The 20,840-nt window shown below is 70.4% G+C and carries 12 protein-coding genes and 1 pseudogene; 12 read left to right on the top strand and 1 reads right to left on the bottom strand.

The features are described 5' to 3' along the window. The first annotated feature begins 117 nt into the window (after nucleotides 1–117). The 7 genes and pseudogenes from OC550_RS00065 (at nucleotide 118) to OC550_RS00035 (ending at nucleotide 13,374) form a co-directional block, all read left to right on the top strand. Nucleotides 118–6,171, top strand: coding sequence for an Ig-like domain-containing protein (locus OC550_RS00065; protein WP_262103276.1), 6,054 nt, complete (start codon nucleotides 118–120; stop codon nucleotides 6,169–6,171). 235 nt (nucleotides 6,172–6,406) lie between these two features. Next, nucleotides 6,407–7,381 carry a MoxR family ATPase gene (locus OC550_RS00060; protein ID WP_262103275.1) on the top strand — a complete coding sequence of 325 codons (975 nt, stop codon included), beginning with the start codon at nucleotides 6,407–6,409 and terminating at the stop codon, nucleotides 7,379–7,381. A 20-nt stretch (nucleotides 7,382–7,401) separates the two neighbouring features. After that, the gene (locus OC550_RS00055) at nucleotides 7,402–8,772 is read left to right on the top strand and encodes a DUF58 domain-containing protein (protein WP_262103274.1); all 1,371 of its coding nucleotides are present in this window, start codon (nucleotides 7,402–7,404) and stop codon (nucleotides 8,770–8,772) included. Beyond that, nucleotides 8,769–11,309 (top strand): transglutaminase family protein, encoded by a 2,541-nt coding sequence (locus tag OC550_RS00050; protein WP_262103273.1) that lies wholly within the window; start codon nucleotides 8,769–8,771, stop codon nucleotides 11,307–11,309. Before OC550_RS00055 ends, OC550_RS00050 begins: the two co-directional genes overlap by 4 nt. After that, nucleotides 11,294–11,740, top strand: a pseudogene (locus OC550_RS00045) (RDD family protein); the annotation flags it as partial. The gene OC550_RS00050 and the pseudogene OC550_RS00045, both read left to right, overlap by 16 nt. A gap of 282 nt (nucleotides 11,741–12,022) precedes the next feature. Then, nucleotides 12,023–12,508, top strand: a complete 486-nt coding sequence (locus tag OC550_RS22275) for an FHA domain-containing protein (protein ID WP_306556926.1) — start codon at nucleotides 12,023–12,025, stop codon at nucleotides 12,506–12,508. Further along, nucleotides 12,505–13,374 (top strand): PP2C family serine/threonine-protein phosphatase, encoded by an 870-nt coding sequence (locus OC550_RS00035; protein WP_262103272.1) that lies wholly within the window; start codon nucleotides 12,505–12,507, stop codon nucleotides 13,372–13,374. The genes OC550_RS22275 and OC550_RS00035 overlap by 4 nt, the downstream gene beginning before the upstream one ends. On the opposite strand, the gene OC550_RS00030 is transcribed toward OC550_RS00035, so the two are convergent. Further along, nucleotides 13,371–14,198: a hypothetical protein gene (locus OC550_RS00030; RefSeq protein ID WP_262103271.1), complete on the bottom strand. Its 828-nt coding sequence runs from the start codon at nucleotides 14,196–14,198 to the stop codon at nucleotides 13,371–13,373. The genes OC550_RS00035 and OC550_RS00030 overlap by 4 nt on opposite strands. Before the next feature lie 91 nt (nucleotides 14,199–14,289). Between OC550_RS00030 and OC550_RS00025 the strand changes: the two genes are divergently transcribed. The 5 genes from OC550_RS00025 (at nucleotide 14,290) to OC550_RS00005 (ending at nucleotide 20,411) form a co-directional block, all read left to right on the top strand. After that, nucleotides 14,290–15,210 (top strand): FHA domain-containing protein, encoded by a 921-nt coding sequence (locus OC550_RS00025; RefSeq protein WP_262103270.1) that lies wholly within the window; start codon nucleotides 14,290–14,292, stop codon nucleotides 15,208–15,210. Beyond that, nucleotides 15,207–16,784, top strand: a complete 1,578-nt coding sequence (locus tag OC550_RS00020; protein ID WP_262103269.1) for a serine/threonine-protein kinase — start codon at nucleotides 15,207–15,209, stop codon at nucleotides 16,782–16,784. Before OC550_RS00025 ends, OC550_RS00020 begins: the two co-directional genes overlap by 4 nt. A 78-nt stretch (nucleotides 16,785–16,862) precedes the next feature. Beyond that, nucleotides 16,863–17,579: a hypothetical protein gene (locus OC550_RS00015; RefSeq protein WP_262103268.1), complete on the top strand. Its 717-nt coding sequence runs from the start codon at nucleotides 16,863–16,865 to the stop codon at nucleotides 17,577–17,579. Between the two features lie 65 nt (nucleotides 17,580–17,644). Next, nucleotides 17,645–19,879: an NAD-dependent DNA ligase LigA gene (ligA, locus tag OC550_RS00010; protein WP_262103267.1), complete on the top strand. Its 2,235-nt coding sequence runs from the start codon at nucleotides 17,645–17,647 to the stop codon at nucleotides 19,877–19,879. A gap of 13 nt (nucleotides 19,880–19,892) precedes the next feature. Then, nucleotides 19,893–20,411: a DUF2087 domain-containing protein gene (locus OC550_RS00005; RefSeq protein ID WP_262103266.1), complete on the top strand. Its 519-nt coding sequence runs from the start codon at nucleotides 19,893–19,895 to the stop codon at nucleotides 20,409–20,411. Nucleotides 20,412–20,840 lie beyond the last annotated feature (429 nt).

The following is a 20,840-nucleotide window of genomic DNA, read 5'->3' as shown; positions in this document are numbered from 1 at the left end:
GGTAGAACTCCCCGTCGCATCGATTCACCATGGGGTCTACACTGAACCGGGGGCGGCGACGGGGCGCCACACAACACAGTCTCTCTCAAAGGTCTCGCACGAGTGAAGTCTCACCTGATGGATAAGCCGCGCGCGCTCGGCCGCAAAGCCGCGCCCGCCGCAGCGTTCTCGGTTGCGCTGGCCGTGGTCGCCGCGGGCATCCTGCTCCACCCGGGGACCGATACCGCCGACGTGGACCTGAACGACGGCGGGGTGTGGGTCACCAACAAGGCGCAGGGGCTCGTGGGGCACCTGAACTACCAGTCCCAGCTGCTCGACGGCGGTTTCCAGCCCGCCAGCACCGGGTTCGATGTGCAGCAGGACGAGGCCACCGTGCTCCTGCAGAACCTGGACCAGAATGCAGTGAGCCGGGTCAGCGTCGCCGAGATGGTCCACGGCGCCGAAAACCAGCTGCCCGGGTCGGCCCGGCTGTCGCTCGGCACGGCCGTGGCTGCGGTGAGCGATCCTGCCGCGGGGCAGGTCTGGGCGGTCGACGCCGGTTCCCTCGAGTCGTTCTCCCCGGAGGGCGCGGAGCCACTGGCCGAGGAACAGCCAGGTGCGGTCGCCGTCGTTAGCGATAAAGACACCGTCTACGTGGCGACGCCCGACACCGGCATGCTCACCGGGTACCGTGCGGACGGCGGCGCCTTCGAGGAGGTCTCGGCGCAGGAGCTCCCGGGCATGAAGGGAGCCGCGGACCTGCAGCTGACCACGGTCGGCGACGAGCCCGTGGTCCTGGTCCCGGACAGCGGCACCGTCTACCTGCCCGGCGGCAAATCCGTCGAGCTGGACGGCGCCGGCGACGCGAAGCTGCAGCGGCCCGGCGACGCCGGCGACCGGGTAGCCATCGCGACCCCGGACGGACTCCTCAGCCAGCCCCTGGACGGCGGCGAGGCACGGCTGGCCCGGGTCCCGAATCCGGCCCCGCCCATCGCGCCCGTGCAGGTCGACGGCTGCCTCCACGCCGCCTGGCCCGGCAACGGAACGTACCTGCGCGACTGCGCGGACGATGCCTTCGACCTCTCGCAGCCCATCCCGTCCCTCGGCGCGGATTCCGAGCTGGTGTTCCGGACCAACCGGGACGTCGTCGTCCTCAATGACATCAACGCCGGCAACGTCTGGCTGGTCAACAAGAACCTGCAGCTGGTCAACAACTGGGCGGACCTGATCCCGCCCAAGGGCGAGGACGAGAACGACACGACCGAGTCGGCGGACATCACCGCGGCGACCCGGCTGCCGGAGCGCCTGGAGGAGAACCAGCCGCCTACGGCCACGGACGACGAGTTCGGCGTGCGGGCCGGCCGGACCACCGTGCTGCCGGTGCTGTTCAACGACTCGGACCCGGACGGGGACCTGCTCACGGTCAAGGTCAGCGGCGATCAGCCCTCCACGGGCACCGTCCAGCGGATCTACGAGAACACCGGCCTGCAGGCCGTGGTGCCCGCGTCCGCCGCCGGCAGCTCGACGTTCAGCTACGAGGTCGACGACGGCCGCGGCGGCACGGACGCGGCGCGGGTCCGGCTGCGCGTGGTGCCCGCGGGGTCCAACCAGGCGCCGGAGCAGAAGCGCGAGACCATCCTGGCCATCGAGTCGGGGCGGAGCCTGAGCCAGAACGTGCTGACGGACTGGCTGGACCCGGACGGCGACGACCTGCTGCTGGTCGGTGCGGTCGCGGAGGACCCGGGGGACATCGTGCGCACCCGCGCGGACGGGCTGCTGACCTACCAGGACGTGGGGGTGTCCGACGGCGAGAAGAAGGTCACCATCACGGTGTCCGACGGCCGGACCACCGCCACCGGAGAGGTGACCGTGCAGGTCAAGCCGCGCGGCGAGCTGCCGCCGATCACCAACCCGGACCACATCCGGGTGGCCGCCGGCGAGGACGCGACGATCTTCCCGCTGCGCAACGACGTGGATCCCACCGGCGGTTCGCTGCGGCTGGCGAACGCGGGCGAGGTGCCCAACGCCGAGGTCCAGGGGAATTACGACGTCGGCACGGTCACCTTCAATTCGAAGACTCCCGGAACGTACTACCTCGAGTATCTGGCGACGACCGGGCCCACCAGCGCGCCCGGGCTGATCCGGGTGGACGTGGTCGGCGCGGACCAGGACGCCGGGCTTCCCACGGCGGTGCGGGACACGGTGCTGCTGCCGGCGCGCGGCGAGGCGCTGGTGGACGTCCTGGCCAACGATTCGGATCCGGCCGGGGGAGTCCTGGTGGTGCAGTCGGTCTCCGCCCCGCGCGACGCCGCCGTAAAGGTGGCGGTGCTGAACCACTCGATCCTCCGGGTCGAGGACGCCCGCGGGCTGAACGCGCCGCTGACCATCACCTACACGGTTTCGAACGGCTCGGGCAGTGCCACGGGCGAGGTCGGGATCTATCCGGTCCCGGCGCCGGAGAAGCTGCTCCCGCCCCGGGCCAACAACGACGAGGCGGTGGTCCGCGCCGGCGACGTGGTCACGATTCCGGTCCTGGACAACGATGAGCATCCCAACGGCGCGGCGCTCACCCTGGACGCCGAGCTCGCCGAAAGCCCCGACCCGGCCGACGGAACAGTGGCCATCTCCGGCAACCAGCTGCGTTTCAAGGCCGGACCGGACGCTACCTCCGGCAAGACGGTGCCCCTGGTCTACCGGATCAGCGGCCCGGACGGGCAGACGGCCAGCGCCCAGGTGCGGATCCGGGTGAACCCGCTGGACAGCGGCAACTCGGCTCCCGTTCCGGAGGACCTCACGGCCCGGGTCCTGGCGGGCAAGACCGTCCGCATTCCCGTCCCGCTCGAGGGGATCGATCCGGACGGTGACTCCGTGGGCCTGGCCGGCCTGGACCGAGCGCCCTCCCTCGGCACCGCCGTGATCAAGGCGGACGCCATCGAATACAGCGCCGGGGCGGCGTCATCCGGCACCGACACCATTACCTACATGGTCCAGGACCGGATCGGCGCTCGCGCCACCGGCACGGTCTCGATCGGCATCGCGCCGACCTCGGACGCGAACCAGCCGCCCTACGCCGTCGACGACGAGGCCGCGGTCCGCCCGGGCCGGAGCCTCTCGATCGACGTGCTGAAGAACGACTCGGACCCGGACGGGGACCGGCTCGCGTTCGCCGACGGCGGCCTCACCACGGAGGCCGAGCTGGATCTCGGCATCCGCGAGGGACGCCTCAGGATCCAGGCCCCGGAAACGGAAGGCACCGCCGTCGTCCGCTACACCATCACGGACGGCCGCGGCGGAAGCGCGACCGGCACGGTGACCGTGACGGTGGACGCCGACGCGCCGCTGCTGGCGCCGGTGGCGCGGGACGACAGGGTCGCGGTAGCCGAGACCACGGGCCGCGACGAGGTCAGCGTGCCGATCCTGAACAACGACGAGGACCCGGACGGCGACCTGGCCGCGCTGGCCATCAGCGTCGACGACCCGGCGGGCGGGGCGCGGGTGTCCGATGACCGGACGCTGGCCGTCCCGGTCCGCGCGGACACGCAGATCATTCCCTACACGCTCGAGGACATGGACGGGCTCTCATCCACGGCCTTCGTGGTGGTGCCCGGCAACGGCGACCAGCGGCCCGCGCTGTCGAACCAGACGCCGCTCGAGGTGCGCTCCGGCGAGCCGCTGGCGCTGGACCTGCGCGAGCTGGTCACGGTGCGCGACGGCCGGACGCCCCGGCTGACCCAGGACAACCAGGTCGCGGCCGTCGCCGGCATGGCACGGATCAACGGGGCCGACGGCGTCACCTTCACCTCCAACGACGGCTATGCCGGCCCGGCCTCGGTGTCCTTCGAGGTCACCGACGGCAGCGGTCCGGACGATCCGGACGGACTCAAGGCCGTGCTGACCGTGCCCGTCACCGTCCTGCCCGGACCCGAGCAGAACTCCCCGCCGGCCCTGAGCGCCAACTCGCTGCAGGTCGCCCAGGGCGGCGAGCCGGTCACCCTCGACCTCGCCGGGGCCGCCAGCGATCCCGATCCAAAGGACACGCTGGAGTTCGTCCTCGACGGCGGCGTGGACGGCGTGGACGTCTCCCTCGACGGCAGTGTGCTGACCGCCCGCGCCGACGAGGACACGGCGAAGGGCACCGAGGGAACGGTGACCGTCAGCGTGTCGGACGGCAACCACGACCCGGTGTCCGCCGCGGTGACCATCAGCGTGGTCGCGACTGACCGGCAGCCGGCCGTCGCCGTGGACGACGCAGTGCCGAACGCGCACCAGGGCGAGACTGTGACGGTGCCGGTGCTGGAGAATGACTCCAATCCGTTCCCCGAGACGCCGCTGAAGATCCTCAGCGCCCGTCCGCTGGACAGCGGGCAGGGGACCGCGGCGGTCAGCGGCGAGTCGCTGCAGATCACGCCGGCCAAGGACTTCGTCGGCACGATGGTGGTGGTCTACCGGATCCAGGACGCCACGGGGGACCCGGACCGCGAGGCCGAGGGCCAGGTCACGCTCACGGTGAAGGGCAAGCCGGACGCGCCGACGACGCCCCGCATGGTCAGCGAGGGCAACCGCACGGCGGTCCTGACCTGGGACGTGCCGGCGGACAACGGCGAACCGGTCACCTCCTACACCGTCAGCGGCGGCGGCTTCAGCCAGGAATGCGCCGCCAACACCTGCACGCTGGATAACCTGACGAACAACCAGGAGTACAACTTCACCGTCACGGCGACCAACGCCGTCGGGACCTCGGAGCCGTCGCCGGCTTCGGGCACCGTGCGCCCGGACGTCAAGCCCGAGACCCCGGCTGCTCCGCAACTGGAGTTCGGCGACGGCTCGCTGACGGTGACCTGGCAGACCCCGGCTTCGGAGGGCTCCCCGGTGGAGTCCTTCAACCTGGAGATCTCCCCGGCGCCGCCGGCCGGAGAGCTGCAGAAGTCCAAGGTCACCGGGAACTCGCTGGTCTGGAACGGCCTGGCCAACGGCACCGCCTACAAGGTGCGCGTCCAGGCCAACAACCGGGCGACCACGCCGTCGGACTTCAGCGGCTACTCTGCGCCTGAGATTCCGGCCGGGCCGCCCGGCGCGCCGTCCACGCCGACGGCGACGCGGACCACCAGCCAGGTCAACGAGGGATCCATCGACGTCGCCTGGTCCGCCCCCGCCAATACCAACGGCGCCGCGGTGGAGTCCTACGACCTGCGGATTTTCGAGAACGGCGCCTTGGCCGGTTCCCGCGACGGTCTCTCCGCCGGGACCACCGGAATCTCGCTCACGGGGCTGAAGACCTCTAGCAGCTACACCTTCGACGTCCTGGCCCGGAACAAGGCCGGTGCCGGCGACCTCAGCAGCCGCTCCGCCGCCGTCGTACCCTATGGCGTCCCGCACCAGGTGGCATCCGTGAGGGCGGCGGCGACCGGGAACAACGAACAGGTCCGCCTCGACTTCAGCCCGCCCAACAACAACGGCAGCTCCATCACCGGCTACGAGTATGCGCTCGACGGCGGGGGCTGGCTGCCGCTGTCCGGCCCGGGGGCTACGGCGGCCTCGCCGACCAACGGGCAGAACCACACCTGGCGGGTGCGGGCGCTGAATGCCGGCGGACCCGGTGCGGCCAGCGCCGCGTCCATCGCCACCAGCGCCTACGGGCCGATCACGGACGCGTCCAACATCGGCGCCTCCGTCAACGGGCCGAAGGTGACCTTCACCTGGAACACCAATTGGCAGCAGTACGGCAACGGCCGCGAGATCACGGGATCCTCGGTCACCGTGAACGGCCAGGCCGTCAATGCCGGCAGCGGCAGCTGGACCAGCGGCGAGGAACCGGGGAAGACCCACACGATCGTGGTGACGGTGACCCGGGCGGACGGCAGCAAGAGCTTCAGCCGCTCGCAGTCCACCTCCCCGGCGTCCGTCACGGGCCTCTACCGGGGCCAGAAGGTCAACGTCCGCGGCGAGGACAACTGGTACCGGGTGAAGGTCGGCTACCGGAACTTCCCGCTCGGCTCCGTGGTCATGACGTGCCGAGGCACGGAAGAGAACCTCGATCCGAACAACGGGCGCACCACACTGCAGATCACCAGCTACAGCGGCATCACCGGCGAAACCAACTGCATCGCCAACATGTCGCCGCCCTACACGGACGACCTGCTCGTCACCATCGAGGGCTACGGCACCTTCCACATGCACGGGTGGAGCGGGTGATCGGCGCACACAGGCGGCGGGACCGCCCGCCCGGAGTGGTTCCACGGGCTGACGGCGGAGGGCCGGCCGATGGGGAGTTCTCCCCTTCGCACCCGCCGCCGGGAGTCCGTAGAATGATCCCCGGCGGCCGCCGGCCCGGTGAGTTAATCGTTTGCTCCCGGGGCCGTCCGCGGCGTACTCCCGGATCCCGCATTACTTGAGAAGCCAACATCAGCGAGAGAGAGACAGCACCACGATGACGATGACTGCAGAGCAGGCCGAATGGTTCGCCGGGACCTTTGAGAAACTCGTCGGCAACGTCGGCCAGGCGGTGCTGGGCAAGTCGCACGTGGTAAAGCTGATCCTGACCGCCATGCTGGCCGAGGGGCACGTCCTGCTCGAGGACGCCCCGGGCACCGGCAAGACCATGCTGGCCCGCTCGCTGGCGGCCACGGTGCAGGGCAGCAACTCCCGCATCCAGTTCACGCCGGACCTGCTGCCCTCGGACGTCACCGGCATCACGATCTACGACCAGAAGACCCAGAACTTCGAGTTCCACAAGGGCCCGATCTTCGCCAACGTCGTGCTGGCGGACGAGATCAACCGTGCGTCGCCGAAGACCCAATCGGCGCTGCTCGAGGTCATGGAGGAATCCCGCGTCACGGTGGACGGCGTGACCTACCAGGCCGGCCGGCCGTTCATGGTGATCGCCACCCAGAACCCGATCGAGCAGGCCGGCACCTACCGGCTGCCCGAGGCGCAGCTGGACCGCTTCCTCGTCAAGACTTCCATCGGCTACCCGGACCTCGCGTCCACGGTGGAGCTGCTCGGTGGCGTCACCACGCGGGACCGTTCGGCCGCGCTGTCGCCGATCATCACCACCCAGGCCGTCACGGATATGGCGGACCTGGCCGCGAGCAACCACGTGGACACGGCCGTGCTGGAGTACGTGTCGCACCTGTGCGAGGCGACGCGCTCCGTCGACGAGACCCGCCTGGGCGTCAGCGTCCGCGGCGCCCTGGCCATGGTCCGTGCGGCAAAGGTCTGGGCCGCCTCAGAGGGGCGGAACTACGTGCTGCCGGACGATATCAAGGAGCTGGCGCCGGTGGTCTGGACGCACCGCCTGGTCATGGACCCCGAGGCGGAGTTCGCCGGGGCCACGCCGGAAGCCGTGGTCAGCCGCGTGCTGGCTGACGTCGCCGCGCCGCAGCAGCGCGCCGCGGCCGTTTAATCCCGGCGGCAGAGGCGAGCATGTCGACAACCAAAACCGCTGAGGGCCGGCTGGCGGTGGCGCGGCGCACACTGACGCGCGTCCTCCCTCGTGCCCTCCCTCGTGCCCTCCCTCGTGCCTTCCCTTTGGGAAGCAGGCTGCATCCGCGGTCCGTCCTGGCGGAGGCCGCCGGGCTGGGCCGCGAGTACGTGGCGCCGTGGTGGAAGAAGGCGGGGGCGCTGCTCGACCGGTACGTGCGGCCGGTCCTCGCCATCGTCTCGCCGCTGGGCTGGATGGTGCTGGGCACGTGCGTGCTGTTGCTTGGCCTGGGCGCGGCCTTCGGCTGGGCGGAAGCCCGGACCGCGGGCTTCATGGCCGCCCTGCTGCTGCTGATCGCGGTCGGTTTCGTGCTCGGCCGGTCCTCCTACGGGGTGGAACTGGACCTCGCCCGCACCCGCGTCGCGGTGGGGGACCACGCCGTCGGAAGTATTGCCGTCACCAACACCGCCGCCAAGCCCCTGCTGCCCGCCGCGCTGGAACTGCCGGTGGGCGCCGGGACCGCGGTGTTCCAGCTGCCGCGCATGCAGCCGGGCCAGGTTCACGAGGACCTGTTCACCATCCCGACGCAGCGCCGCGCGGTGATCGTCGTGGGGCCGGTGCGCTCGGTGCGTGCCGACCCGCTGGGCCTGCTGCGCCGGCAGATGATGTGGACCGAGCCGACGGACCTCTACGTCCACCCGAGGACCACCGCGCTCGTGGGCACCGCTTCCGGCTTCATCCGTGACCTGGAAGGCCTGCCCACCAAGGATCTCTCCAGCGCCGATGTGTCCTTCCACGCCCTGCGCGACTACGTGCCCGGCGATGACCGGCGGCACATCCATTGGAAGACCACGGCCCGCACCGGCCAGCTCATGGTCCGCCAGTTCGAGGAGACCCGCCGCGCCCACCTCGCCATCGCCGTCTCTACAAATACCGAGGAATACGCTTCGGAAGCCGAATTCGAGCTGGCCGTGTCCGCCGCTGCTTCCATCGGCCTCCAGGCCATCCGCGAGCAGCGGAACCTGAGCGTGATGACCCAGCAGGGACCGCTGCGCAGCGAAACCGGCCGGAACCTGCTGGACGAAATGACCAGGATCGAGGGCCGGCCGCAGCGGACGACCGCCGTGGAGCTGGCCCGGTCGACGGCCGACGCGGTGCCCAACGCCTCCGTGTTCTTCCTGGTCACCGGGGCGCACACCACGCCGACCCAGCTGCGCCGCGCCGCGTCCACCATCCCGCCGGGGATCCGCGCCTTCGCGATCCGCTGTTCCTTCGGCGCCGAGGCCTCGCGGGCCACGATCGGCGACCTGACCGTGCTCTCGCTCGGCAACCTGGAAGACCTTGGCATTGTTTTGAGGAAGGCTGCCGCATGAGCACCACGGACAGCCCGGACAACGAACCGACCCGCGCGCGCCGCCGCGCAAAGCCGACGTCGGCCACGGCCGACCGGTTTCCCGGCCGCGGGCTATGGGCCGGCGCCCCGGGACTCGCGGTTCCCCGTTCGTGGCGCACCATCGGCATCGACGCTGCGGTCCTGGCCCTGCTGCTGACCCTCGGCGTCCTCGGCTTCCATAACGTCTTCGGCGGGGATCCCCGCTACCTGGTGGCCGGCATCGGCGGTGTCCTGCTGGGCCTCGCGCTGGCGCTGGGCTGCGCCTGGTACCGGCTGGGCCTGCTGGCCACGGCGACGGCGGGCCTGGTCGCCTACCTCGTCCTGGGCAGCACCTTCGCGGCGCCGACCGAGGCGATCGCCGGGTTCCTTCCGTCGCTCGAATCGCTGCGCACCGTGCTGACGGGCTTCATCTTCGCCTGGAAGGACATCCTGACCGTGGCCGCGCCCGTCGGCGTGAGCGGCGGGATGCTCGTGGTGCCCTTCCTCGGTTCGCTGACCGCCGCGCTGCTGGCAGGAACGTTGGCCTGGCGCATCAAGGGCCTCTACTGGGCGACGCTGCCCGTGACCGCTTTGTTCATTTTGGGCATCGCGTTCGGCACGAACGCCCCGACGCTGCCGCTCCTGCGCGGCGTGCTGCTGGTTGCCGCGGCGGTCGCCTGGCTGGCCTGGCGGCACCACACTGCCCGCACCGGCGGCCTGGCCGGGGGAGCGGGACTCAACGCGGCCGAACCCGCCGCCCGCCGCGCCGCCACCATGCGCCGTGCCGGCCTGGCCGCCGGCGTGCTGGCCGTGGCGACGGCGGCGACCGCCCTGGCGTCCCCGGCACTCACCGCGACCGAAGAGCGCAAGGTGCTGCGCGACGTCGTCGTTCCTCCCGTTGACCTCTACGACTATCCGTCGCCGCTGATGAACTTCCGCCAGTACGTGAAGGATAAGTCGGAAGACACCCTCTTCACCGTGCGCGGGCTGCCGGCCGGAGAGCGGGTGCGGCTGGCCGCGCTGGATACCTACGACGGCGTGGTCTACAACGTGAACCCCGAGAGCGGCGGGAACTACGCGCCGGTGGGGGACGCGAGCTCCCTGGGCACGTTAACCGGTGACCGGGAATCGGTCGAACTGGACTTCAGCGTCGGCGACTACACCGGTGTATGGCTGCCGGCGGGCGGCCAGCTCAACGGCGTGGCGATGGACGGGCCGCGCGCCAAGGAAGTCGGCGGGTCGCTCTACTACAACGAGGACTCAGAGACGGCACTCGCCACGTCCTACCTTCGCCCCGAGGACACCTACTCGGTCAACGTGACCTTCCCGGAGCAGCCGGAAGACGGCCGGCTGGCCCAGGACGGCTTCGCGCGGCTGTCCCTGCCGGAACCGGACCAGGCCCCGCCCGTCATCGCGACCAAGGCGAACGAACTGGTGGGCGACGCGACCGAGCCGATCGAGCAGGTCCGGCAGCTGGAGCGGGCGCTGCACGAGAACGGCTTCTTCTCCAATGGCAAGGAAGACGAGGCCCGCAGCCTCTCCGGCCATGGCGCCGGCCGCATCACCGCGCTGCTGGACGCCGAACAGATGATCGGCGACGACGAGCAGTACGCCGTCGCGATGGCGCTGATGGCCCGCCAGCTGGGCATGCCGGCCCGGGTGGTCATGGGCTTCTACCCGGATCCGACGAAGGAACGCACCGCCGCCGACCCGGTGGAGATCAAGGGCAAGGACGTCCACGCCTGGGTGGAAGTGGCCTTCGAAAACGCCGGCTGGGTGGCCTTCGATCCGACCCCGGACAAGGACAACGAACCGACGCCGCCGCAGCAGCAGCCGAAGTCCACGCCCAAGCCGCAGGTGCTGCAGCCGCCGCCCCCGCCGCAGGAGCCGGCCGAGCTTCCGCCGGACTCGGCGCCGGAACCGCAGGACGCCGAGCAGGACGACAAGGGCTTCTGGGAGCAGTGGGGCTGGCTGTTCGCCGCCGTCGGCGTGGCCCTGATTCCGGTCATCATCCTGATGATCCCACTGCTGCTGATCGCCTGGCTCAAATTGCGCCGGCGCAAGCGGCGCGCGTCGGAAGGCCTGCCGAGCACGCGCGTCAGCGGCGGCTGGAGCGAGGTCGTCTCCCTGGCGATGGACATGGGCGCCACGGCCACTCCGCGCGCCACCCGCCGGGAACACGCCGCCGAGCTGGCCGAGGCCTTCCCGTCCGCCTCCGGCACCACCACGCTGCTGGCGCGCCGGGCCGACGCCGCGGTCTTCGGCCGCGGCGAACCCACCGAAGTCCAGGTCCGGCAGTACTGGGAGAGCGTGGACAAGTCGCTGGAGGAGATGTCGGCCGGCGCAGGCTTCTGGAAGCGGCAGCGGGCCAAGTACTCGCTGCGGTCCCTGCTGGCCGATGTCCGGTCCCGCATGGCAAAACGGCGCGCCGCAGCACCCGGTATGTTGCGCGCGGGCGGCGGGAAACCGCCCCGTAAAGTAGAGTCACCGGGCAGGGAACAAGACGAGGGAGTGGACGGTACGTGGCGGCAAGACTGAACCTCGTCAGCGCGTCGGCTGGCAAGCGATTCGGCGCATGGCTGATCGACAGGATTCCTCCGGCCATTGTGGCGGGCATCGCCTACGGCATTAGCCTCCCGTCGGTGGTCTCGGCGGCCTCGACCGGCAGCGAAACCGCGACGGCGGCAGCGCTGGGCGGCTTCTTCCTCGCCGCCGGCATCGCCGCCGTGCTGGTGCTTGGGTACACGATCTGGAAGTGGCTCTGGGAAGCCCGCTCGGGCAAGACCCCCGGCAACGTCCTGCTCGGACTGCGCACCGCCAGCGAGGACGGCGAGGCCCCGGGCCGGGCCGCGATTTTCATCCGCGGGCTCATCCTTGCCGTCAGCAACGTGGTGCCGGTCGCCGGCCCGATCGTCGTGGTCATTTCCAACATCTGGGACCCCAACCACAAGCGCCAGGGCTGGCACGACAAGGTGGCCAAGACCCTGGTGCTGGACGTCAACGCCGGCCGGGATCCGCTGACCACCGGCGGACTCTACGGCGCCGCCGCCCCCGATGGCCAGCCAGCCGAGCCGGCCGCCGAGCCGGCCGCCGAGCCGGTTTTCGCCGGCCAGCAGTGGCCCGCCTTCGATGCCGGGGCGGCCGAGGCCGGCTCCCGGGGCATCATTTCCGGCATCCCCGGCTTCGGCGCGCCTGCGGCTTCAGCCCCGCCCGCGGCGTTTGGACAAAGCACGACGGCGGGCGGCACCTCGGTGGCATCCGCACCGCAGGAGGTACCGGCGTCGTCCGTTTCCCGCCCTGCCGGACCCGCGGCACAGGCCGAGGACGAACTGGCCTTCACCCGGCTCCGCAGCGACCCTGCCACGGAAGCGCCCGCCCCGGCGGAACCGGCCCTGGCACAGCAGCCGCGGGGCATAGCCATCCGCTTCGACGACGGACGCGAAGTCACGGTCGAGGGCACCGTGCTGATCGGCAGGAACCCCGCCGCGGCCGAGGGCGAGGACGTCGAGCACTTGATCGATTTCGCCGACATGGGACGCTCCGTCTCCAAGACGCACCTGCAGCTGCGCGTCGACGGCGCGACCGTGTGGGTCGCGGACCGCAACTCGACCAACGGCACGGCCGTCACGGGCGCGGACGGGTTCCGCAACCAGCTCACCCCGGGCAGCCCCGTCGCCGCCCGGATCGGCGACACAGTGCACTTCGGGGACCGCAGCTTCACCATTGGGCAGGCATGACCGGCGACCAGGAGCGGCCGGGCGACCAGGATCGGCACCACGACTCCATCCGGCTGACTGTCGGGGCCGGTACCGACCGCGGGCTGCGCCGTGAACTGAACGAGGACTCCTTCGTCGCGGCGGCCCCGCTCTTTGCGGTGGCGGACGGCATGGGCGGCCACGAGGCCGGCGAGGTGGCCAGCCGCATCTGCGTGGAGACGCTGGCCGAGTATGCCCGCGAACGTCCGCTGGGCGCCGCGCAGATGCAGCAGCTGCTGGCGGACGCCGACCGCCGGATCCGGATCGCCGCGGCCTCCCGCGCCGGCACCACGGTCACGGGAGCAGCGCTCGTTGAGGAACGCGGGATCGCCTACTGGCTGGTGTTCAACGTCGGCGACTCGCGGACCTACCGGCTCAGCCAAGGCAAGCTGGAACAGATCAGCATCGACCACTCCGAGGTCCAGGAGCTACTGGAGTCCGGCCGGATCACGGCGCAGGAGGCGCTCGTGCATCCGCGCCGCCATGTGGTGACCCGGGCGCTGGGAACCGGGGACGACGCCGAGCCGGACTTCTGGATGCTGCCGGTCGAATCGGGGGACCGGCTGCTGATCTGCTCCGATGGCCTCACCTCCGAGGTCAGCGACGCGCACATCTACACCATCCTGAATTCGACCGAGCGGCCCCAGGACGCGGTGCAGGGCCTGATCCAAGCCGCACTCCGCTCGGGCGGGCGGGACAACATCACCGTGCTGGTGGTCGACGCCGCCCTGACCTGCGAGGCCGATCAGGAGGCCACGGCCCCGCGGCACGAGGAGGAAGACACGAACACGCTGCCCCGGCCCGTCGCCGGCCAACCCGGCGCAGCACCGACCGAGGGGGAGCCCTAATGCCAGCGATTTCCTACCGCCCCGGCCCGTGGCTGGGGCTGGTCCGCGGCGGCACGATCGTGCTGCTGGACAGCGGGACAAGGGAAGACGTCGTGCATGATCTCTGGGCGGTCCTCGCAGGCCGCCCGACCCTGCAGTCCGTGCTCGGGGCCGTCGTCAGCGGCTACGGCACGGACCTGGCGGCCCTGCCCGAGTTCGCCATCATCTCCTTCGACGGCAAGATGCACACCATCCTGCGCGGCGACGTCGTGGTCAACACCGACGGCAGCGACGGAGCCGCCGAGCTCTCCGGCCAGGGCGTGACCACCTGGACCGAGCGGCTGCTGCCCGAGCAGGACGCCTTCGACGTCGTGATCAACGCCGGCAAGGAAGGCGCCTGCCGCTGGCTGCCCCTGGCCGAAGGCGTGGTCCAGCTCGGCGGCATCAGGGTGGGGAACGACGACGGCGGAACCGCCTTGAGCGGTGCGCCCAACGAGGAAGGGGCGGACCCCGTGCCCGCCCCTCGGACGGAAGCCGCTGCGTCCCAAGAGCCCGTCCCGGCCCCGCAGCTGCAGGACCAGCAGGCCCCTAGCGGACAAGTTCCGCCGCCGCCCGCGTCCGAGCCTGTCGTCGAAGAACCCCCCGTTGAAGAGCCGGACGCCCTCGACGCACCGGCTTCCGACGACACCCTCCTGACGCCCGGCGATGCCGAGGAGATTGGTGCCGAGAACCACGGCGCCGAGAACCACGGCGCCGCGGACGTCGACGCGGCGGAGCCCGAGCCTGCTGACCCCAACGCTGCTGACCCCGACGGGGAGGGTGACATCGAGGAGACCGTCGTCCATACGAAAGCCCAGCGCGCCAACCTGCCGGCGAACCCGACCGCCGGTCACGCCGCACCCTCGGCGCAGACTCCGCCGGCCGCCGTCGTGACCGGTGCCCCGCCGGCCCGCCCGCGCAGGCCCCGGCCCCGCGAGGCAGACGGCGAGCCTGATCGACTCGGTCCCGTGGCTGACCCCGTCGGCCTCCGCCCGCGCCCGCGCCGCCGAATCCCAGGCCGCCGAGGCCGCCGGACGAATCCAGCCAACCTCTGTGCAGCCCGCCGTTCCGGCCTCGCCCGCGCAGCCCGCCGAGGCCGCCGGACGAATCCAGCCAACCTCTGTGCAGCCCGCCGTTCCGGCCTCGCCCGCGCAGCCCGCCGAGGCCGCCGGACGAATCCAGCCAACCTCTGTGCAGCCCGCCATTCCGGCCTCGCCCGCGCAGCCCGCTGCTCCTGCTTCATCCCGATCCGCGCTCGAGGGCGACCACGACGGCCAGACGCTGATGCGGAGCGACCTGAAGAGCCTGCCCGGCGGAGGTGGAGCCGCGGGTACGCCGGGCGAGCCCCCGGCGACGACCGGCCCCATGGTGCTGGCCCGGGTCTGTCCGCAGGGCCATGCGAACCCGCCGACGCGTTCCGCTTGTTCGCGCTGTGCCGCGCCCCTGGCCAGCGACGCGAGCGAGGTGAAGCGCCCCAGCCTGGGGAAGATGCGGCTGTCCTCGGGCGAGGTCATCGAGCTCGACCGGCCGGTGATTGTCGGCCGGCAGCCGGCCGCCTCCCGCGTGCAGGGCAACGTCATGCCCCAGTTGGTGCAGGTCCGCAGCGTCAGCGGCGACATTTCGCGTTCGCACCTGGAGGTGCGGCTCGAGGGCTGGCATGTGATCCTGGGCGACCTGAAAGCGACCAACGGCACCATGCTGATCCGTGAGGGGCAGCCGCCGCGCCGACTGGGCCAGGGCGAATCCATGATCCTGTTCGACGGCGACGTCGCGGACCTGGGCGACGGCGTCTCGCTGCGCTTCGAGGACCTTCTGTGAGTTCGAAGCGTCCCCCTGCGCCGCCGCCTGCCATCGATGGCTACCGCTACGTCAGCCTGCTCGGTTCCGGCGGCTTCTCCGACGTCTACCTCTACCAACAGGACCGACCGACGCGGAAGGTCGCCGTCAAGGTGCTGGTCGCGGACCTGAAGACGGAGGGCGCGCGCCGCCGCTTCGAGTCCGAGGCCAACCTCATGGCGCAGCTTTCCACGCATCCGTTCATCGTCACGATCTACGAGGCGGACATCACCGCGGACGGCCACTCCTACCTGGCGATGGAGTACTGCTCGCGGCCTAGCCTGGACGTCCGGTACCGTCGCGGGCCGCTCGGCGTCGACGAAGTCCTCTCGCTCGGAATCCAGGTCGCGTCCGCTGTCGAGACAGCGCACCGGGCCGGCATCGTGCACCGGGACATCAAGCCTGCGAACATTTTGGTCACCGACTACAACCGGCCGGCGCTGACGGACTTCGGGATCTCCGGCACCACGGACAGCATGGACGACGACGCCGGCATGTCGATCCCGTGGTCCCCGCCGGAGGTGTTCCACAGCTCGAATGCGGATGGCATCAAGGTCGACATCTGGGCGCTCGGCGCGACCCTCTACACGCTGCTCGCCGGGAGGTCGCCCTTCGTGCGGCCGGGTGGGGACAATTCCCAGCGCGAGCTGATGAACCGCATTGCCACCGCCCCGCTGCCTCCGCTGCGCCGGGCCGACGTGCCGGAGTCGCTGGAGCAGGCGCTGGCCACCGCGATGGCGAAGTCGCCGGCGTCGCGATTCCGCTCCGCCCATGCCTTCGCGCTGGCGCTGCAGCGGATCCAGGCGGAGCTCAACCTGTCCGTCACGCCGTTCGAAGTCCTCGAAGAGGCGCATCCCGGCGACGACCTGCCCGCCGACGAGGGCGGGGACGCCACCCGGGTGCGCCAGATCGTGGCGATCGATCCGGACGGCACCACCCGCTCGCCCACGCTGGGCAGGCCGGTCTTTCCGGACAGGAACACCACTCGTACGGTGCCGGCCGCCGGAGCCGGCACCACTGCCGCGCTGCCCGCGGCGGAGACTGCGCTTGGGGCCGACGACGCCACGGTGCTGCGGCCCGGAACCCGCACCCCGGAGGAGTCGGCGGACCCGCGGACCGGAGACCCCGCCGTCGTACGCGGAAAGAAGCGGCCGCTGCTGGTGGCCGGTGCCATAGGCGCGGCCATGCTGGTGGCCGCCGGAACGGTCGCCATCGTCAACCTGCCGGCTCCCGAGGAGGAGGCGGCTCCGCCGCCGGTGAGCCAGCCGCCGGCCAACGCCATCGACGGCCTGGCCGGCAACATCGTGCCGCCGGAGGACTTGAGCGGAAAGATCGACGGCGCCAAGGCCACCTTCAGTTGGACCAATCCGGACGAACGGGACGGGGACATGTTCATCTGGACGCCGGTGACGGCGCTGGGCAAGGGCGAGCCGGAACGCACGCGCGGAGACAGAATCACGGTGCCGGTCGCAGGGAACGACCGCACGTGCATCGAGGTCGTGGTCCTGCGGGCCAACGGAAAGTCGTCCGACCCGGTCCGCGGCTGCGCCGACTGACGGGCAACAGTTTATGCGGCGGGCCCGCCGCACGGCCGTCTCAGCGGCCGGACGATGAAACGGAAGGAAGTCACGAAGATGGGGGACACTGCCGGAGCCGAACTCAGCATTGAGTTCTGCGGCGAATGGTTCGAGGCCAAGGATGAGGGGGTCTTCAGCATCGGCCGCGAGGGCGATCTGGAGATCGACGAGAATCCGTACCTGCACCGGAAATTCCTTGAGCTGGCGCGGTACGACGGCATCTGGTGGATGACGAACGTCGGAACGATGATCTCGGCGACGATCGCGGACAGCAGCGGCGGGATGCAGGCCTGGCTGGCCCCGGGGGCACGGATTCCCATGGTTTTCAGCCACACCAACGTGGTGTTCACGGCCGGGCCGACGACCTACGAACTTTCCGTCCACGTCAAGACGCCGGCGTTCCGGCAGCAGGCGCGCGAGCAGGATTCGGTGGGGGACACCACCATCGGCCCAGTGGTCTTCACGGACTCGCAGAAGGCGCTCATCGTGGCGCTGGCCGAGCCGATGCTGCGGCGCGATGGAACCGGGCTGAGCTCCATCCCGTCGTCGACCCAGGCAGCCGCGCGGCTGGGCTGGCCGATGACCAAGTTCAACCGGAAGCTGGACAATGTCTGCGACAAGCTGGACCGGGTCGGTGTCGCCGGCCTGCGAGGGGGCGGCGGCAAGCTGGCCACCAACCGGCGTGCCCGGCTGGTGGAACACGCGGTCTCCTCGCATCTGGTCACCCCGGCGGACCTGCCCCTGCTGGACTCGCAGCGCGACCCGGAGGACTGACCGCTCGGGTCCTGCTCCTGTGCGCCTATCCATCACTGTTGAGGTTCGTAAGGCAAGATAGTTCCGTGAGCAAAGTACAACCGGAGATAGAGACAATTGATCAACTCCCGAGTAGGGGACTCCGGGAGAAGTACGCTCAGCTCGTTGAGGACGTTCGCCGATACAACATCGCATACCACGAAAAGAACATCTCCCTTATCTCTGACGCAGAATACGACGAACTCTTCCTGAAGTTGCAGGAGATTGAGGCGCTGCACCCTGAGATAGTCGCCAATGACTCTCCGACGCAGATGGTCGGCGGCGAGGTGTCCGCGGCGTTCGCCCCGGTGGAGCACCTGCAGCGGATGTACTCGCTGGAGGACGTCTTCTCCCTCGAGGAGCTGCAGGTCTGGATCGGCCGCGCGACGGCGTCCGTGGAGAAGCAGGGCCGCGTCGACGAGCTGACGTGGCTCAGCGAGGTCAAGATCGACGGCCTGGCGGTGAACCTGCTGTACCGTAACGGCGAGCTGATCCGCGCCGCCACCCGGGGCGACGGCCACACCGGCGAAGACATCACGCACAATGCGCTGACCATCAAGGACATTCCGCGCACGCTGAAGGGCTCGGGCCACCCGGCGGAGGTGGAGATCCGCGGCGAGGTGTTCATCCCCTCGAAGGCGTTCCTCGAACTCAACGAGCAGATGGTGGAGGCCGGCAAGGCGCCGTTCGCGAACCCGCGCAACGCGGCCGCCGGCTCGCTGCGGCAGAAGGATCCTGCGCTGACGGCCCAGCGGCCGCTGAGCATGTTCGTGCACGGCATCGGCGCGCGGGAAGGCTTGGCGGCGTCCAGCCAGTCCGAGACCTACGCCCTGCTGCAGGAATGGGGCCTGCCGACCAGCCCGTACTTCAAGGTGCTGGACAGCTATGACGACGTGCTGAAATTCATCGAGCACTTCGGCGACCACCGGCACGACCTGCTCCACGAGATCGACGGCATCGTCATCAAGGTGGACGACTTCGCCCTGCAGCGGGCCCTCGGCCACACCTCACGCGTGCCCCGCTGGGCCGTTGCCTACAAGTACCCGCCGGAGGAGGTCCACACCAAGCTGCTGGACATCCAGGTCAACGTGGGACGCACCGGCCGGGTGACGCCCTACGGCGTGATGGAGCCGGTCAAGGTGGCGGGCTCCACGGTGGAGATGGCGACCCTGCACAACCAGGACGTCGTGAAGGCCAAGGGCGTGCTGATCGGAGACACCGTCGTGCTCCGCAAGGCCGGCGACGTGATCCCGGAGATCGTCGGGCCCGTGGTGGCCCTGCGCGACGGCTCCGAACGGGAGTTCGTCATGCCGACCGAGTGCCCCTCCTGCGGGACACCGCTGAAGCCGGCAAAGGAGGGCGACGTCGACATCCGCTGCCCGAACGCCAAGTCCTGCCCGTCGCAGCTCCGCGAGCGGGTCTTCCACGTGGCCGGACGCGGTGCCTTCGACATCGAGGCCCTCGGCTGGGAAGCCGCCATCGCGCTGACCTCGGGGCCCGGCCTGGACCCTGCGACCATCGGCGGCCGCCCGGCGCCCGAAGGCCCGGGCGTCCTGACCAACGAGGCGCGCATCTTCGAGCTCGCGGAGGACTACGAGGACCCGGCACTGCGCGAGGCGCTGGCCGACGTCAAAGTCTGGCGGGAAAAGCGGTCCAAGGGCGTCGGCACCGGCGAGTGGGAGCTCATCCCGTACTTCTGGACCAAGCCGACGGCGAAGACCCCATCGAAACCCTCGGCCACCACGCAGAAGCTGTTCAAGGAAGTCCAGAAGGCCCGGACCCAGCCGCTGTGGCGGGTCCTCGTGGCGCTCTCCATCCGGCACGTCGGCCCCACCGCTTCCCGCGCCCTCGCCACCGCCTTCGGTTCCATGGACGCCATCCGGGCGGCCAGCGAGGAGCAGCTCGCGGACGTTGACGGCGTCGGCCCGATCATCGCCGCCGCCCTCACCGAGTGGTTCGCCGTGGAGTGGCACCGCGAGATCGTGGACACCTGGGCCAAGAACGGGGTCCGGATGGCCGACGACGTGGATGAAAGCAAACCGCGGACGCTGGAGGGCCTGACCGTAGTGGTCACCGGCTCGCTGGAGAACTTCAGCCGCGACGAGGCAAAGGAAGCCATCATCACCCGCGGCGGCAAGGCCTCGGGATCGGTGTCCAAGAAGACCGACTACGTCGTGGCCGGCGAGAGCGCCGGCTCCAAGCTGGACAAGGCCGAGCAATTGGGCCTGCGCATCCTGGACGAAGAAGGCTTCGTCCGGCTGCTGGAGACAGGGGAAGCCTGAACGGAGGCCAGTAATGCCTGCAAGTACGACGCCGGAACCGGGCGAGGCGGGGCATGCCGCCTCGCCCGCGGGCTGGCAGCAGTTGTTGTCGGCACTCGCCAGCCACCGCCTGCGCGAGCTGTACGCGGCGGTGGTCCTCGGCCAGCAGCCGGAGCTGACGCCGAAAGAACGCAGCCGGCTGGTCGGCTCCGGCCTCGTCCACGAGGAAGACGGACGGCTCGTCGTGGACGGAGACGTCTTCAAAGCCGCATTGGCCAACGCACGGCGGCCCGAACCCGCCGGCCCGGAGCGGTTCCTCGTCGACGGCCGGATCGACTGGCTGCCCCGCCGCGCCTCCGACCGGCTCAAGGTTCTGCATTACGTTCGCGACCGGGTGATCGGCCCCGGCCAGACGCTGACTGAGAAGGAAGTGAACAACCGCCTCGCCGACTTCACCGACGACATCCCGATGCTGCGCCGGGCCCTCGTCGATTACCACTGCCTGGCACGCGAAGCCGACGGCAGCGCCTACCGCCGTGCCCAGCCGGAGTAGGTACCGGCGGCGTCCAGCCGGGGAAGGTACCGGCATTGTCAGCCCGGTGGATGCCAGCGATGTCCAGCCGGAGTGGGTGCCTCCGTGTCCAGCCGGAGTGGGTGCCGGCGTTGTCCAATCGGGGGAGGTTCTTCAGCTAAGGACCAACTGAGCGAGCGGAGTTAGTCATTCGTGACCGGCTCCCACTTCACACGCTGCCAGATGCCGCCTAATTTCCGTATGCGCCTCTCCGTAGTGACCCCCTGACGGCGCGCGCCGTCAGGGGGTCACTCCACGCCTCTTGGCTTAGGGGCTGTCCGTCTCCCAGCTCGGGGGTCTGTCCGCGGGGTCCGCTCCGGGTATGCGCACACCCGTACCGCCAGCAGGATTCATCGACGATTCAGGGGGCACTGCGGTTCAGAAGGGTGGTGGGGTGGTGTCGTTGAAGGG

Source organism: Arthrobacter sp. Marseille-P9274, from assembly GCF_946892675.1.
Taxonomy (GTDB): Bacteria; Actinomycetota; Actinomycetes; order Actinomycetales; family Micrococcaceae; genus Crystallibacter.
The sequence above is the reverse complement of the archived record's forward strand: the minus strand, read 5'-3'. Positions and strand labels throughout refer to the sequence as shown.

Bases quoted from the DNA above. Each gene is read 5' to 3' on its own strand.
- OC550_RS00055 (WP_262103274.1), top strand. From the start codon at position 7,402: ATGTCGACAACCAAAACCGCTGAGGGCCGGCTGGCGGTGGCGCGGCGC.
- OC550_RS00015 (WP_262103268.1), top strand. From the start codon at position 16,863: ATGGGGGACACTGCCGGAGCCGAACTCAGCATTGAGTTCTGCGGCGAA.
- OC550_RS00060 (WP_262103275.1), top strand. From the start codon at position 6,407: ATGACGATGACTGCAGAGCAGGCCGAATGGTTCGCCGGGACCTTTGAG.
- OC550_RS00005 (WP_262103266.1), top strand. From the start codon at position 19,893: ATGCCTGCAAGTACGACGCCGGAACCGGGCGAGGCGGGGCATGCCGCC.
- OC550_RS00030 (WP_262103271.1), bottom strand. From the start codon at position 14,198: ATGGACGACGGTCTCCTCGATGTCACCCTCCCCGTCGGGGTCAGCAGC.
- OC550_RS00035 (WP_262103272.1), top strand. From the start codon at position 12,505: ATGACCGGCGACCAGGAGCGGCCGGGCGACCAGGATCGGCACCACGAC.
- OC550_RS00050 (WP_262103273.1), top strand. From the start codon at position 8,769: ATGAGCACCACGGACAGCCCGGACAACGAACCGACCCGCGCGCGCCGC.
- OC550_RS00065 (WP_262103276.1), top strand. From the start codon at position 118: ATGGATAAGCCGCGCGCGCTCGGCCGCAAAGCCGCGCCCGCCGCAGCG.